At 41.3% G+C, this 14,062-nt stretch carries 17 protein-coding genes; 5 read left to right on the forward strand and 12 right to left on the reverse strand.

The window, feature by feature from the left end:
* Window positions 1-150: 150 nt before the first annotated feature.
* Window positions 151-867 (reverse strand): hypothetical protein, encoded by a 717-nt coding sequence (locus VIM89_RS04015; protein ID WP_488154842.1) that lies wholly within the window; start codon window positions 865-867, stop codon window positions 151-153.
* 57 nt (window positions 868-924) lie between these two features.
* Here VIM89_RS04015 and VIM89_RS04020 point away from each other — a divergent pair, with 57 nt between their 5' ends.
* Both VIM89_RS04020 and VIM89_RS04025 read left to right on the forward strand, forming a co-directional pair.
* Window positions 925-1,635, forward strand: a complete 711-nt coding sequence (locus VIM89_RS04020; RefSeq protein ID WP_488154843.1) for an SAM-dependent methyltransferase — start codon at window positions 925-927, stop codon at window positions 1,633-1,635.
* Between the two features lie 5 nt (window positions 1,636-1,640).
* The gene (locus tag VIM89_RS04025) at window positions 1,641-3,248 is read left to right on the forward strand and encodes an FAD-dependent monooxygenase (protein ID WP_488154844.1); all 1,608 of its coding nucleotides are present in this window, start codon (window positions 1,641-1,643) and stop codon (window positions 3,246-3,248) included.
* A 77-nt stretch (window positions 3,249-3,325) separates the two neighbouring features.
* Here the strand turns inward: VIM89_RS04025 and VIM89_RS04030 are convergent, their stop codons facing one another.
* From VIM89_RS04030 to VIM89_RS04080, 11 genes are all read right to left on the reverse strand, one after another.
* The gene (locus tag VIM89_RS04030; protein WP_488154845.1) at window positions 3,326-3,856 is read right to left on the reverse strand and encodes a hypothetical protein; all 531 of its coding nucleotides are present in this window, start codon (window positions 3,854-3,856) and stop codon (window positions 3,326-3,328) included.
* Between the two features lie 18 nt (window positions 3,857-3,874).
* On the reverse strand, window positions 3,875-4,630 hold the full coding sequence (locus VIM89_RS04035) for an intradiol ring-cleavage dioxygenase (RefSeq protein ID WP_488154846.1): 756 nt from the start codon (window positions 4,628-4,630) through the stop codon (window positions 3,875-3,877).
* A 117-nt stretch (window positions 4,631-4,747) separates the two neighbouring features.
* The gene (locus VIM89_RS04040; protein ID WP_488154847.1) at window positions 4,748-5,452 is read right to left on the reverse strand and encodes a LytR/AlgR family response regulator transcription factor; all 705 of its coding nucleotides are present in this window, start codon (window positions 5,450-5,452) and stop codon (window positions 4,748-4,750) included.
* Window positions 5,449-6,723: a sensor histidine kinase gene (locus VIM89_RS04045; protein WP_488154848.1), complete on the reverse strand. Its 1,275-nt coding sequence runs from the start codon at window positions 6,721-6,723 to the stop codon at window positions 5,449-5,451. The genes VIM89_RS04040 and VIM89_RS04045 overlap by 4 nt, the downstream gene beginning before the upstream one ends.
* Window positions 6,724-6,792: 69 nt before the next feature.
* Window positions 6,793-7,392, reverse strand: coding sequence for a MiaE family protein (locus VIM89_RS04050; RefSeq protein ID WP_488154849.1), 600 nt, complete (start codon window positions 7,390-7,392; stop codon window positions 6,793-6,795).
* Window positions 7,393-7,494: 102 nt separating this feature from the next.
* Window positions 7,495-7,641, reverse strand: coding sequence for a hypothetical protein (locus tag VIM89_RS04055; RefSeq protein WP_488154850.1), 147 nt, complete (start codon window positions 7,639-7,641; stop codon window positions 7,495-7,497).
* A 107-nt stretch (window positions 7,642-7,748) separates the two neighbouring features.
* A complete protein-coding gene (gene nadD, locus VIM89_RS04060) occupies window positions 7,749-8,327 on the reverse strand; it encodes a nicotinate (nicotinamide) nucleotide adenylyltransferase (protein ID WP_488154851.1) in 579 nt (192 codons plus the stop codon).
* 96 nt (window positions 8,328-8,423) lie between these two features.
* Window positions 8,424-8,996, reverse strand: a complete 573-nt coding sequence (gene gmk, locus VIM89_RS04065) for a guanylate kinase (RefSeq protein WP_488154852.1) — start codon at window positions 8,994-8,996, stop codon at window positions 8,424-8,426.
* Between the two features lie 109 nt (window positions 8,997-9,105).
* The gene (locus tag VIM89_RS04070) at window positions 9,106-9,981 is read right to left on the reverse strand and encodes a YicC/YloC family endoribonuclease (RefSeq protein WP_488154853.1); all 876 of its coding nucleotides are present in this window, start codon (window positions 9,979-9,981) and stop codon (window positions 9,106-9,108) included.
* A 730-nt stretch (window positions 9,982-10,711) separates the two neighbouring features.
* Window positions 10,712-11,017 (reverse strand): hypothetical protein, encoded by a 306-nt coding sequence (locus tag VIM89_RS04075; protein WP_488154854.1) that lies wholly within the window; start codon window positions 11,015-11,017, stop codon window positions 10,712-10,714.
* A 51-nt stretch (window positions 11,018-11,068) separates the two neighbouring features.
* Window positions 11,069-11,833 (reverse strand): HNH endonuclease, encoded by a 765-nt coding sequence (locus VIM89_RS04080; protein ID WP_488154855.1) that lies wholly within the window; start codon window positions 11,831-11,833, stop codon window positions 11,069-11,071.
* 299 nt (window positions 11,834-12,132) lie between these two features.
* Between VIM89_RS04080 and VIM89_RS04085 the strand changes: the two genes are divergently transcribed.
* The 3 genes from VIM89_RS04085 to VIM89_RS04095 all read left to right on the forward strand — a co-directional run bounded on the left by VIM89_RS04085 (window position 12,133) and on the right by VIM89_RS04095 (window position 13,721).
* Window positions 12,133-12,369 carry a hypothetical protein gene (locus VIM89_RS04085; RefSeq protein ID WP_488154856.1) on the forward strand — a complete coding sequence of 79 codons (237 nt, stop codon included), beginning with the start codon at window positions 12,133-12,135 and terminating at the stop codon, window positions 12,367-12,369.
* Window positions 12,370-12,610: 241 nt separating this feature from the next.
* Entirely contained in the window at window positions 12,611-12,811 is a 201-nt protein-coding gene (locus tag VIM89_RS04090) for a hypothetical protein (RefSeq protein WP_488154857.1), read from the forward strand.
* Window positions 12,812-12,818: 7 nt separating this feature from the next.
* Window positions 12,819-13,721 carry an SDH family Clp fold serine proteinase gene (locus VIM89_RS04095; protein ID WP_488154858.1) on the forward strand — a complete coding sequence of 301 codons (903 nt, stop codon included), beginning with the start codon at window positions 12,819-12,821 and terminating at the stop codon, window positions 13,719-13,721.
* Window positions 13,722-14,062: the final 341 nt, after the last annotated feature.

Below are 14,062 nucleotides of genomic sequence, written 5' to 3' on the forward strand. Positions count from 1 at the left end.
AAAATCTTTTACCGGACAACAGTGAACTTGTTTCGGCACCCCATCATAAAGGTATAAGATAGGCATGTCTGCTATCTGCAAATCGTCGACTAAGCAAGCGTGAATGTCCTGTGGGATGACCGAAACAAGTTCGGCATGACAGAAGATGGGTTATGCCGCTTTCGAAATAAACTTAACTAGGCTCCTTTTAGCTACAGGCAACAAAGTTTGCTCTAACGGAAAACTGATATCGCTGGCCACATAATACACTGCCGGATTAGGCAAATGCCTGTGTTTATTGATCAGGTCAAGTTTGATGAACTCGGGAGTGGTAGTGATGCTTTGCTCATAGGTATCTACAAACTGAATATTGATGCCTCTGAATTTATCATCTTTATTTTCAAAAATAGTGATCTGGTACTCGTACACCCAATAGGTACGCTCCCTACCGTTTCTCAGCGAAAAGTAACCATTGTAAGGCATTAGAGGAACCAGGCCGATAGGGTCAATATTCAGATGGCTCTCTACAAAATCATATATCTCCTTGCCGGTTTGTATGGCCGGATTCATTTTGTATAGCGCGTATGAGATGATGCTTTCTATCTCGTGCATCGAGGCATCATCCTGGATAATTTTCTCGTAAGTCAGCTTCACTGCGTCAATATCTGCCTGTGTCATTCGCTGCGGGAAAGACTGTTGCAGGGTAGATTTGTTATGTTTAAAATCGAGCAGGTTATTGTAATGAAATATCAGGTCGGTCAGGTTTGGGTACAGGCGGCTGCGATCAAAATGGCGGTTGATCTCCTGCAGATAGTCGAGCAGGATATATTTTTTGTGCTCGAAATCTATCGCCCCTTCTATAAACCAATTGATGCCTAACGATTTCATTTTTATAAAGACAAAATCCGATGTATTAATTTACGACAAAAAAGCCAACTTTGCAATATGCCTGCCGGAACGCTTTTTTTAATCCCTGTACCACTTGCCGAACAGGCAGCTGCCAAATCGTTCACCCCATACCTGATGGATACCATTAACCAGGTGAAGGAATACATTGTGGAGAACGAAAAAACCGCACGCCGTTTCCTGAAAGAAGCCGGTTTGCGCACCCCGCAAAGCGAACTCATCATTCACGACTATGGCAAACATAACCGCGATATACCTATAAACGAGTTCTTTAAAGGATTGGTTGCAGGTAACGATGTAGGTTTGATGAGTGAAGCCGGTTGTCCCGGTGTAGCTGATCCGGGATCTGAAATTGTAGCCGAGGCTCATCGCAGGGGTATCAAAGTAATTCCTTTGGTTGGACCAAGTTCTATCTTGCTGGCTGTAATGGCGTCGGGCTTTAACGGGCAAAGTTTTACCTTTCATGGCTATTTGCCTATTGATAAAGCTGAACGCAGCCGGAAGATCAAAGAACTGGAAACATTGGCACAGCGTCACAACCAAACGCAGTTGTTTATCGAAACGCCTTTTCGCAATAACCCGATGCTGGAGGAAATACTACGTTCCTGCTCACCAAAAACCAGGCTTTGTATTGCCTGTAACCTGACAGCAGAAGATGAATTCGTGCAAACAAAAACCATTGCGGAGTGGAAGCAGAAAGTACCCGATCTTCATAAGAAGCCAACAATTTTCCTTTTATTTCATTCCTGATATAGATGCGCATAAACAATCAGCAAACCAAAGTACTTATATCCGGGGCGGGACCATCAGGATTAATGATGGCTGCACAGTTGCTGCGTTACGGCGTTCAACCCATTATCATTGACGACAAACAGGGGCCAACCGATCAATCCAAAGCGTTAGCGGTGCAGGCGCGGTCGTTAGAGATATACCGGCAAATGGGTGTGATCGATAAGGTTTTGGCCGATGGAAAGCCATCTGAAGGATTGCGTTTTCATTATGATGGAAAGTTAAAAGCATCGCTCTCCTTCCACAACGTTGGTATCGGGCAAACACCATATCCTTATGTGTTTGTTTATCAGCAAAGTAAAAATGAACAGTTGCTGCTTGATTACCTCACTTATAATTGCTGCCCGGTTTATTGGAATACCTCGTTGATATCCTTACAACAGGAACCCGGATCGGTAATAGCCCGGATCAAAAATGAGGAGGGTGAACACACTTTGATATGTGATTGGGTGATTGGTGCAGATGGTGCGCATAGTACGGTTCGCAAGCAGATACAAGCGCCATTTAATGGTGATACATATCCGCAGTATTTTTTCCTGGCGGATGCAATATTTGATGGAGATTTTTTGACTGGGGAGCAAATATTGATCTTCCTGAATAAACAAGGTTTTGCGGGCTTCTTCCCAATGACGGAAAAGCAAAACTATCGCCTCATCGGCAATATGCCCCATGAGTTTGAACAACGGGAAGATGTTGAAATAGATGATATATTACCGCCGTTATACGACATCACTAAAAAAAGGCTGAATGTAGAACATACCAACTGGTTCACTACCTATAAGCTGCATCACCGCATGGCTGAGAAATTTCGTGAACAGCGTTGCTTTTTAATAGGAGATGCCGCTCATATCCACTCCCCTGCGGGCGGCCAGGGTATGAATACCGGTTTGCAGGATGCTTATAACCTGGCATGGAAACTGGCCGGAGTGATCAATGGTCAGATTCAGCCTCATATACTTGATAGCTATGCGGAAGAACGGATGCCTGTTGCCAAACGTTTATTAAACAGTACCGACAAGGCATTTAAAATAGCACTATCCAAAAAATGGCTGGCGCAATTCTTTAAGAAGCACATCCTTTTCAGGATACTCCACACAGCATGGAACAGCAAAAGGATCAGCGCTTTGTTTTTTAAACAGGTTTCGCAGATAGGTATCTCCTATCGCGAAAACAGCATTAACCTGCATTTAGCTAAAAACACCAAAGTAAAAGCCGGCGACCGCGTTCCTTACCTGAAGGTTTATGACGAAAAAAAGGAAATAGAAACCGACTTGCACGACTGGTGCGCCAAACCTGGCTTTACATTAATTGTGTTTGGCAAGTTCGATGAAATGTTTCTGTTTACCATCGCCAAATGGATCACTACTAAATATCCCGGTTTCCTCAATTTCTTTTACCTGCCGCCATCGGGCAAAAATGTCGATGTATTTGAGGCTTTCGAGGCTGATCCGCATAAACAAATGGCAATTGTGGTACGGCCCGATATGCACATTGGCTACATGAATGATGTGGTCGATCTGGGCATGCTCGACAATTACCTGCAAAATGTAGCAGGCATAATTCCGCAGAAATAAAGAAGCGCCTGCCAGGTTAATTGCAGACGCTCAAATTAAAACACAGTTATGAAAAAAGGGGAGTAATCCATAGTTTTTTAGGATGCACTTAGTATGATTTGTGGCTGATTCATCTCCTCGTAGCTTACAATTGACAAGTCGGGTTGCATTCTTAAAACAAAAGTATTGACAGATCCATTTTCAGGAACATCATCATTGGTAAGTAATAAGTATTCGCCCATCATCTCGATCAGCGATAGCAAGCCGGTCTCGTAATTGATCGCCACTTTATGCAGGGAAATATCCTCAATGTGCGATTCGACCAACTCAAAATTTGCCACTTCAAAGGCTATCTTATTGCCCCGGTTATCTTTTATTACGGGTATCTTATTGTTCAGTTGTGCAACAAAATGTCCTACTGAAAAGCTAAGCTTGTAATGCAATGAGTTGGCCCTGCCATCATTCGCTTTTATCTTGCTGAAGGTTTTAAACTTGCCCTCGCTGTTATAAGCTTGTGATTTCAACAGGAACTCATCATAAGATGCCTGGAAAATAGCCTTTTCAAAAGCGCTGGAACACGACTCATCAATTACCTGCCTGTAAACTATTTTGATCTTTGCCTTGCTCATCTCCTTACATTTTTATTTTTACAATTTGATCCCTATGGTGTATGATCCACTGTAGCCTTCGCTTACACTGCCTGTCAGCGCTACGGTTTCGTTAGCCAGATCGGTCAGTGAGTTACCAAAAATGCTGTCAGCCTCGTTGGTTATCGGGTTGACTCCGTGGGTAGAATACAGTGAGCTGGCATAAACCACATTGTTTGTCGACTCAGAAAAACAGATCTGAGTGGTCTTCTTCATTACACCATTCACATAAACCTCGATGTGAATATGCGTCGCCCTGCCTGCGTACCAACCGGGATAGATGGTGGTGAATTTCGCCACGCCGGTTGAGTCCGTTAACTGGCACCCTCTCAGCCAGGTTTCACCTACATAACTTTTGGTACCCAGTGAGCTGTTCTGATTAGCGTAACCGGAATAGTAGCCGTCTTTATTGCAATGCCATACATCCACACGGGCGTTGCTTACTACGTTACAATTATTGCTTGCGTCTACTACCACAAAGCTCAAGGTCAGTGGCACACCGGTCTGCCCGGCGGTCACGTCGCTGCGATCAAGTGGGTTGGTGCTCTCGCCACCCACATAAGGATATGGGCCCTCAACCTCATCTGCAGTGACAATACAACTTCCCGACGTGCTGGATGTACTGGTAGAGGTTGAAGTACTGCTGCTTGTAGTAGAAGATGTCTTGGTAGTAGAGTCCTTCTTACAACCGTCAACGATCATCGGCCCGGCGGCGGCCATCAGGGCGAATGTCTTTAAAAAATTCTTGCGTTCCATCGGCTAATCAATTTGCGTTTGATAATTTTATTAACTGATGTAAAATTATCGTTACAAGATGGAGCTACTGATGGTGTGTCGGTTAATCGTTGTTTTGTCCCGATAAAAAGGACTTTTTCATTTAAATTTCATCCATTTGCGCACAAAATCCATATAACTTTCGCTTACAGGCAGTTCCGCATCGGCCAGCTGTACTTTACGGTTGTGGATGGATTTGATCTTGTCTACAGCTACTATAAAACTGCGGTGTATACGCTGAAATTTCTCGGGAGGGAGTTTTTCCAATACCTTTTTCAAAGGCATGAGGGTGAGTATGGTTTTGGCATTGTGAACATGTATCTTAATATAATCTTCCATACTCTCAATGTATTCAATATCATCCAGGCTGATTTTCACCATACGATATTCTGAGTAAACATACAGGCTGTTGTCAGACTTTTCATCAACTCCAGAGTGTTTGTATTTGTAATAATCAATGGCTTTCTCTACCGCTTTAGCAAACCGTTTAGCATCGATGGGCTTTAGAATATAATCCAAAGCTTCCAGTTCAAATCCCTCGTAAGCAAAGTTTTTATAAGCCGTAATGAAAATGATGATCGGCTTTTTCTCTAATGACCGAACCAACTCCAAGCCTGTCACATCAGGCATATTGATATCGATGAAGAGCAAATCGATTGTTCCCTGCTTCAAATATTCCGCTCCCGATATAGCATCTTCAAAAGTCTGTACCAATTGCAATTCCGGGAACTGATGTACATATCTGGCGATCAACTTCAGCGCGAGTGGCTCATCATCTATGGCAATACATTTCAGTCTTGTCATGATGTTTGCAGGATGAGTTTAACCGTATACAAATGGTTGTCTGTATTGATATCGAGGATATGCTTGTTGGGATACAGGTGTTCCAATCTTTGTTTAGTGTTTTTCAAACCGATACCAACCCTATGTTTTTCATTCTTTTCAGGGAAGATACTGTTCTGGCAAAAGAAAGAAATACCTGTATTATCACCATTCAACTTAATAGTGATGTTTGATTGGTGATGCTTGCTTATTCCATATTTAAATACATTCTCTACAAAGGTCATCAGTATCAGCGGTGGCACTTTTTTATCATCTATATCGCCGGAGATTTCTACATCAACCGTGGTTTTCTCGCCAATACGTAAACGCTGTAATTCGATATAATCATTGATGCAATCGACCTCCTGCTGCAGTGGCACAAAGTCGGTCATGGCATCATCAGTAACATAGCGCATAATGTTAGATAACTTCAGAATACTATCAGGCGCGTTATCATCCTTCATCAAGGTCAGCGTATAAATATTGTTCAGCGTATTAAATAAAAAATGTGGATTGATCTGTGCCTTCAAAAAAGAAAGTTCGGCGCTGGCTTTATCCGATTCAGCCTGAATAGCACGCTTTTCTGTCATCCGCCATTGCTCCATGATCTTCATTGCCGTGCTTAATGCCACGATCATCAAAAAGATAAAAAAGCTGATCACATCAAATGGATGGAAAGGACCATTATGCTGTGGTTGAAAATGTGGTGGTCCTCCATAAGGACCAAAGCCCCGACCGTGACCACCAGGTCCCATTGGGCCAACACGCTGACAAGTATCACAATCATCTTTAAGTTGATTAAATCGATGCAACGTATCTCCAGGCTGAGGTGGCGGTCCACCCGGACCGTCCTCACCCGGTTGGTGCATTTGTTTGCGATATTGCGAACCGGGCATTGTGTGGCCTAATAGCCGTTGGCGCATAGGCGACTGCATCTGGGTAGGCATACCTGCCTGACGCGTGCTCCTCATCAACTGGTCGTACGGTTTTAAATAGTAAGTGCCGGCCAGTAAAGCAAGTATAATAATGCTGTACAAAACGTATTTCTTCTTTAGAAACAGTTTTGGTATCAACAGGTAAGCGTTAAAGTAAAAGAGGAACACATAAGTGCCGCAGAATACCCAGTAAATCGGTTTGCTAAGCAGCAGTAACACGTTATTCTGCCCACCATTGATAAACAATAACGGAAGGGCCATAAACAGCAGCCAGCCTGCTATATGCAAAACAACCTCGTAGGCCCTCAGCTTAAACATATGCAAATCAACACATTCCTGCGCAGTATATGAAAATGTGTCGGTAAGTAAGGCATTTGTGTAGACGAATCAACCATGAATGGTTTCGCTTTTTCCGTAGTTTTGTATCACCTGCGCTTCGTAATCGAGGAACTCTTTCCAGCGCTTATCTACATCTATCCCATCAGCATATTTCTTAGCCAGGCGGATGAATGTAGTATAGTGAGTTGCCTCGCTGATCATCAATTCATGATAAAATTCCGATAACTGCGGATCGTCAATATGTTCCGACATTACCTTGAAGCGCTCACAGCTGCGTGCCTCGATCATGGCAGAAAGTAAAAGGCGGTCGACTAACTGTACCGAGCGGCTCCCTCCGGTTCCTAAAAACTTGCGAAGTTCATTTACGTAGTCGTCCTTGCGCTCCCTTCCCAAAATAAAGCCACGCTCGAGTATGATATCATGCACCCGTTTAAAGTGATCCATCTCTTCCTGCACTAATGCTGCCATTTCCTGAACCAGGTCGGATAATTGCGGATTTTGAACAATAAGCGTTATGGCATTGCTTGCGGCCTTCTGCTCGCAAAAAGCATGATCGGTTAAAATTTCCTCGATATTGCTTTCAACAACATTTTTTACCCACAGCGGGTCGGTAGGCAGTTGCAGTTTAAGGATGGTTCTTTCGCTCACGATGCAAAAATAGTCAGGGAATTTTAGATTTACGAATTACGATTTTAGACTGATAGGTTTTAGGGCAATTCGTAAATCGTAATTCTAAAATCGTAAATCAAACTACCCCCAAAGATCAATCTCTTTTTCCAATTCTTCTTCGTGGTGGGTGTGGGCTTTCTCTTGTTGAGTGGAGTGCTCGATCTTGGCCATTAACAACAACTTGTCAAAAAGCTCCAGAACGTCGATCTTCTCGGGCATGTTATTCACAAAGTGTTGCAAGTTGTCTTTTGAAAGCTGCATAATATTCTTAACTGATTTATTTGTTGCCTATTACGCATTAGACGCTCCGGAAGTTGTGAATGTTACAAAGTAAATCAGCCGTTACGATATAAGGCTTTGCTCTCGATAAATTCCAGCACCGGATCGGGAACAAAGTACTGTACATTCTTCTTTTCGGCGATAGATTTTCTGATAAAAGTTGCTGACAATTCCATCAATGGAGTCATGGTTATAGTGACCGACGGATGCGACGCAAATTCGGCATTTTCATAACCCGGACGCGGGTAAACATAGATGCGGTAATCACGCAGGATAAGCTTATAATTTTTCCATTTATGAAGTGTGCCCAGGTTATCTGAACCCATGATAATGGCGAACTCGTGCTCAGGGTATTTCTCTTTTAAATGGGTTAAAGTATCGATTGTATACGATGGTTGTGGCAGCCTCAATTCGACATCGCTGACTTTAATATTCTTAGAATTGTCGGTAGCTAGTTTGGCCATTTCCAGCCGGTCGTAGGTATTGATCAGGTCGCCGTATTTTTTCAGAGGATTTTGCGGAGATACAACCAGCCACACTTTATCGAGTGTGGTATGATTAGCCATGTAGTTGGCAATGATCAAATGCCCGACATGTATGGGATTAAACGACCCGAATAGTAAACCGATTTTCATTTAGTCTACGGTTAATAGTTCACAAATAATAGTATTTGCTAAGACTGCGGAACCCCTTTCATGGTTCACGAGATGAACCACCAACCACAGGCTTAATTAATTCTTGAGAAAATTCGTAACAAGCAACTCAGCTTCTGCACATGCCGTTTGAAGATCGTGATTTTTCAGGATAATATCAAATTGAGGGGCATAATTCAATTCTTTTTCAGCTTTTGCGAACCGTTCCTGTAATTTCTCAGCGCTATCTGTTCCACGACCAGTCAAGCGTTCTTTTAAAACCTCTAAAGATGGCGGTTGAACAAAGATAGCCAGGGCAGCTTCGCCATATTTACGCTTCAGGTGCAATCCGCCTTCTACGTCGATATCAAATATCACAGCTTTACCCTTTGCCCATATGCGCTCTATCTCTTCGCGCAAAGTGCCATAGAATGTGCCCGAGTAAACCTCCTCAAACTCAACAAAATGTTTCTTGGCGATCTTATGCAGAAACTCTTCTTTGCTGATAAAGTAATAATCCTTACCATCTTTCTCATCACCCCTTGCCTGACGTGTGGTTGCTGATATAGAAAATTCCAGATCAGGTATTTTGGTGAGCAGATTATGCACAATGGTAGTTTTGCCTGCTCCGGATGGCGCTGAAAATATGATGAGTTTTCCTTCCTTGGACATTCGTTGTATTTGTTGTAATGGTTGTAAATGTTGTAAGGGTTGTAAGGGTTGTAAACGTTGGAAATATAACTACTTCAACCTCTACAACCATTACAACCTCTCCAACTAACTATAACACATTTAGTAACTGTTCCTTTATTTTTTCCAATTCTTCCTTCATGCCTACCACCAGTTTCTGGATGTTGGCATCGTTGGCTTTTGAGCCAAGGGTGTTGATCTCGCGACCGATCTCCTGCGATATAAAGCCCAGCTTTTTTCCATTGGCATCAGCGCTTTTCAAGGTTTCGATAAAGTAATCGCAATGACTTTTCAGGCGAATCTTTTCTTCGGTAATATCCAGCTTATCAATATAATAGATTAGCTCCTGCTCAAAGCGGTTTTGGTCAACGTTTTCACGTCCTACAGCCTCGCCCAAAAATTGCGTTAAACGCTCACGGATAACGGGAATACGTTTCGGCTCCTCAACCTCAACCGCCTGCAAATTTTTCAGGATAGAACCAATGCGCATTTTCACATCCTGCTCCAGCACATTGCCTTCATCGCCCCTGAACTTCTGGAAAGCAGCAAGTGCCTGTTGAAAGGTTCGTTCAACTATTTTCCATTCCTCTTCCGATACAGATTCTTCATCATACTTCACTACTTCCGGCAACCCAAGCGCTAGCTGTAATAAATTACCGCCGTGCTCGCCCAATTCTTCACTTACTGCTTTAAGCTGATTGTAATAATTTTTCAATAAATCGTTATCGATGCCAGCAGCTTTAACTGACGAGTCAGCCTGCTCAACATTGATAGATAAATTAACCTTTCCACGCTCGATCTGCTTATTGCACTCGTTACGCAGCTGGAATTCTTTTTCGGAAAATGATTTTGGAATACGGAGCGATAATTCGAGGAATTTGCTGTTCAGGGATTTGATTTCGACGGTATATTTTGTACTGCCCGAATCAAAACTGGCAATCCCATACCCTGTCATTGATTTTATCATGTGCAAAGATAGATTTTTTGCTGAATATGTGTTGTTGCAACGGGTAAGTGTTGCAGTGCTCGCGAAAAATGATACTTGTTATTTGGGCGTGCCCCCGATCAATATCGGGGTCAGGCTTTACACTCATACGCCTGCAGGCGTTACGCTCTATTTGCTTCTAAAATTATCAAGGTAAATGCAAACTGCTAACTTCTAACTGCCAACTGGAACTGGCCGGTATCCGTTTCAATCCTTCACGCGTTCTGTCCGTTCTTTAAATTGTAACGATGCGGAGAGAATAAATAAACACCAGTACCCCCAAAAGTGTTCGTTCACACGCGCATGAACGCTTGTGAACCCGTGAACGCCGTGAACGCTCATGAACACCTGCTGTTGATATATTTTCAGCTTGGACAATATACTGTCACCACAATAAAGTCCCCCTTACCGTAAATTTGTAAGTAACGGCAACATCATATCATTTGCGAGGATGATAAAGCTGTTCTTTTACAAATATTTACTTACAGCATTAAAATCGCTTAAACGCGTAATTATTTATTTAGTATTGAAAAATTTGGGCGTGTCCCGCTGATAGAAGCGGGTCAGGCTTTACACTCATACGCCTGCAAGCGTTACACACAGGCCTGTATCCGTTTCAATCCTTCACGCAAACTTCTCCATCATGTCATTGCGATGAACGGCCTGCTGGGCGAAGAAGCAATCGCGTGCTATACAGAGCGAACATGCCGGGTCACAAGCTCCTCAAAATACCGACAAACTCAGCCAAAGTAAAAGTTGAATTAGCCGGTTCATCACAGTACTCAACTGATTCAAATTCATGCCAGGTTGGGTCGGTTTTAAAATCAAAAGTGCTCAGAAATATTTCAGGCATTTTCCATTGCTCAGTATAGAACCACTCGCCATAAATCAACTTCGATTTAATGAGTGTTTCCAAATCCTCTAAGCTGATAGATTGGTCATTCTCAAAAACTATCGAATTGAATTTCTTATAGTTCGCACCATCGCGATAGAGGTAATTGAATTTGATATTCGGCATTAAGCCAAAGTAGGAAGACTAGGTAACGTTGTCAATCGGATATAAGTGAACTTATCCTACAAACCTGTCATTATGCATTTTTAAAAAGTCCGAGTCGGGATAGAATTTCTTTGGCGGAATAAGTGATTTGCCGTCAATATCAATGAAGTTCTGCTTGATGCTCTCAATGTCCTTATTCGGATAGAATTTGGAAGATATTTTAATCTTCAGATCATCAGTAACGGTTATTAAATGTTTATCAAAGGCTTTATCATGAAGCATATTTAAAGCCAATCCGTTACGTGCACTTAAACGATTCTTTTTGTCCTCGCTCCACGGTGCAATATGGCTGGCTACTATTAGTTCAACCATATTAATACCGGTAATACAGCATTTGTTATCAAAGTTGGAAAGCACTACTTCTCTAAATATTGATTGGTTCACACGGACTTTGACTAATCGCTGTACTTCTTTTCCTTCAACTTCTTTGTAGTCGTCCAGATTTACATCGTAAAGTTTTTCTATTGTGGTGTGCTTCTTCGATGCCCGGAGCTTTTCACTTTCAATGTAAACATCATCCCAATGCTCCATGTATTCCTGCCACACCGTCCTATCGAGTTTGCTGGCATTAACCATGCCTTTTTGTTTTAGTCGCGGGTCGAGACTGGCCAAGTTTACAAGTTTATAAGCGACAGAGCCAGGCGTTCTGTCTATCAGGCTAGCAAGTTCAATTATTTTAGGATTGCTTTGGTGCATCTGACCAAACGTGATTTGGCTATACAGGTTGATAGCTAAAATCAATTCGTCTCTTGTCCAAAGTCTTTGACCTTCTTTCATTCCGATTTAGGATTCCACTTCTAAAAATAGATGTTTACATTGAATGTTAAGGCATTCATTTATGTAAAGCTTCAGATTGGTGTGATAGAAATCTGAAATGATATCGGTTCTTGCTCCGCAGATGGGGCAGATGGTTGGTTGATCGGTCATTAAATAAAATGTCAGCATTAACAAATTTAATGCTTGACAACAAAAATGTCAATTGACTTTAAGTGAACCAATTGTTAGTTGAAAAATACCGTGAAAACACGGGTTGACCAGAATATTTATGATTAATAGTTTTATCAAAAAACACAGCTATGCCATTCAATCAACAACAAATCGACACAATCAATTCAAATTTTAATCAAAAATGCTCTAATGCAAGATGTTCTGCTTGCGGTAATAGAGGTTGGACAATACAAAATGACTTGGTATTTGCCCCTAGATTTGAGAATAACAATGTTATGAATAACGGAATAGCGTTTGTTGCCTATATATGTAATAATTGTTCGGCAACACTTTTATTTAGTGCTGCCAATCTAGGAATTTTATAACCGAATATTTTTTTGCTAAAACAATTTTTGAACACAATAAATTGTTATTATTGATGAAAGGTCACTAATTGTTTATTTGTTAGAAAATTATGACCTTTTTAAAACAATTGAAATATGTATCTTTGCGGAACCAAAATCCGTAAAAATAACTAGCATAAGTCATTAAAAATTAGTATATTGCATAAAAACCTAACCTAAATATATGCGGGAAAATTTTACAAATTCTTTAACCTTCAAAGTCATGTCTACCAAAAATGAAAAAGCAATCGAAGACTTTTCAAAGGGATTTGAGAAGGATTATGAAACAATCATGCAAAATGCCAACCACGCTTTAATACAACAGCAATGGTCTAAGCCAGGCGATAGCTTTGAAATTTTCACTTTGTATAACGATAATACCCCAGTCAAAGCTTCCTGCAATACGATAGTTATTAACTCCTAAACCAAATATGCCTAATTGGAATGAAGCTTTGTTGGAAATCCAGCAAGCTGCTAATGATAATCCTGGTAAGAATCCTTTTGACATAGTTCGAAGAAAATACTTAACTAAAGTTAGCGAAGTAACAAACCGAAATCTAATTGCCTATTATTCTGGCTGGTTACAAAAGCCTGGAGCACCTGATGCTGCTGTAAATGATAAGGATAAATCCGGTTTTATGTTAGCTATACATAAATTGGATAAAGCTAAAGGCCTGGATTTAATACTACATACTCCAGGTGGCGACTTAGCTGCGACCGAATCATTAGTCGATTATCTTTATTCAATGTTTAATAAAGATATTAGAGTAATAGTTCCTCAAATTTCTATGTCAGCTGGAACAATGATTGCTCTATCATCAAAGGAAATCGTAATGGGCAAACACTCCAATTTAGGTCCTATTGATCCTCAATTTAATGGCGTAGCTTGTCAAGCTGTCGTGGATGAATTTAATGAGGCCATAGAAAGTATCAAAGCGACGCCTCAGTCTGTAGCTCTTTGGCAAGTAATAATAGGAAAATATCATCCTACGTTTTTAGGCGCATGCAAACAAGCGATAGCTTGGTCTGAAAGCATGGTTTCTGCTTGGTTAAAATTCAATATGTGTAATGGCGACTCTGAAAGAGTAGAAAAAATCATGAAGACATTTTCTAATCATAAAGAGCAGTACTCCCACGCCAGACATATTTCGAAAACTCAATGTGTCGAGGTCGGTTTGAACGTATCAAATTTGGAAGATAACCAAGATCTTCAGGATGCAGTACTAACAACGCATCATTTATATATGCATACATTTTCAAATACTAATGCCGTAAAAATAATTGAAAACCATAATGGCATAGCTTATATTGAAAACCAAACACCTAGGAATTAATATGCGTCTGTTCTCCCGATATACTTACAAAATAAGGAACGGACAGAACGCACCAGGGATAGGAATGGATACCGGCCTGTGGTTAATGCCTGAAGGTGTATGAATGGATAGCCCGCCCGGGTGCCCAATTCAGATGGCAGTTAACAGTAGGCGGTTTGCGGTTACTTTTTTGTCATTCTGAGCGAGAGCGAAGAATCTGCGGCATTTATATACAAAGCTAACCAAATAAATCCCGCAGTTTGTCGGGATTTTTCTATATTTACAATACTTGATTTTCATTTTTAATAACTGACAAAGTACTGCTTGGTACTATTTGGTTCCTATTGTTCAGTTTTTAACCA

The organism is Mucilaginibacter sp., assembly GCF_036568825.1.
GTDB lineage: Bacteria > Bacteroidota > Bacteroidia > Sphingobacteriales > Sphingobacteriaceae > Mucilaginibacter.

Excerpts from the sequence above, each read along its gene's own strand:
- VIM89_RS04075 (WP_488154854.1), bottom strand. The coding sequence starts at position 11,017 with ATGCCGAATATCAAATTCAATTACCTCTATCGCGATGGTGCGAACTAT.
- gmk (WP_488154852.1), bottom strand. The coding sequence starts at position 8,996 with ATGTCCAAGGAAGGAAAACTCATCATATTTTCAGCGCCATCCGGAGCA.
- VIM89_RS04045 (WP_488154848.1), bottom strand. The coding sequence starts at position 6,723 with ATGTTTAAGCTGAGGGCCTACGAGGTTGTTTTGCATATAGCAGGCTGG.
- VIM89_RS04015 (WP_488154842.1), bottom strand. The coding sequence starts at position 867 with ATGAAATCGTTAGGCATCAATTGGTTTATAGAAGGGGCGATAGATTTC.
- VIM89_RS04070 (WP_488154853.1), bottom strand. The coding sequence starts at position 9,981 with ATGATAAAATCAATGACAGGGTATGGGATTGCCAGTTTTGATTCGGGC.
- VIM89_RS04025 (WP_488154844.1), top strand. The coding sequence starts at position 1,641 with ATGCGCATAAACAATCAGCAAACCAAAGTACTTATATCCGGGGCGGGA.
- VIM89_RS04085 (WP_488154856.1), top strand. The coding sequence starts at position 12,133 with ATGCCATTCAATCAACAACAAATCGACACAATCAATTCAAATTTTAAT.
- VIM89_RS04020 (WP_488154843.1), top strand. The coding sequence starts at position 925 with ATGCCTGCCGGAACGCTTTTTTTAATCCCTGTACCACTTGCCGAACAG.
- VIM89_RS04080 (WP_488154855.1), bottom strand. The coding sequence starts at position 11,833 with ATGAAAGAAGGTCAAAGACTTTGGACAAGAGACGAATTGATTTTAGCT.
- VIM89_RS04095 (WP_488154858.1), top strand. The coding sequence starts at position 12,819 with ATGCCTAATTGGAATGAAGCTTTGTTGGAAATCCAGCAAGCTGCTAAT.
- VIM89_RS04040 (WP_488154847.1), bottom strand. The coding sequence starts at position 5,452 with ATGACAAGACTGAAATGTATTGCCATAGATGATGAGCCACTCGCGCTG.
- VIM89_RS04030 (WP_488154845.1), bottom strand. The coding sequence starts at position 3,856 with ATGAGCAAGGCAAAGATCAAAATAGTTTACAGGCAGGTAATTGATGAG.
- VIM89_RS04090 (WP_488154857.1), top strand. The coding sequence starts at position 12,611 with ATGTCTACCAAAAATGAAAAAGCAATCGAAGACTTTTCAAAGGGATTT.
- VIM89_RS04035 (WP_488154846.1), bottom strand. The coding sequence starts at position 4,630 with ATGGAACGCAAGAATTTTTTAAAGACATTCGCCCTGATGGCCGCCGCC.
- nadD (WP_488154851.1), bottom strand. The coding sequence starts at position 8,327 with ATGAAAATCGGTTTACTATTCGGGTCGTTTAATCCCATACATGTCGGG.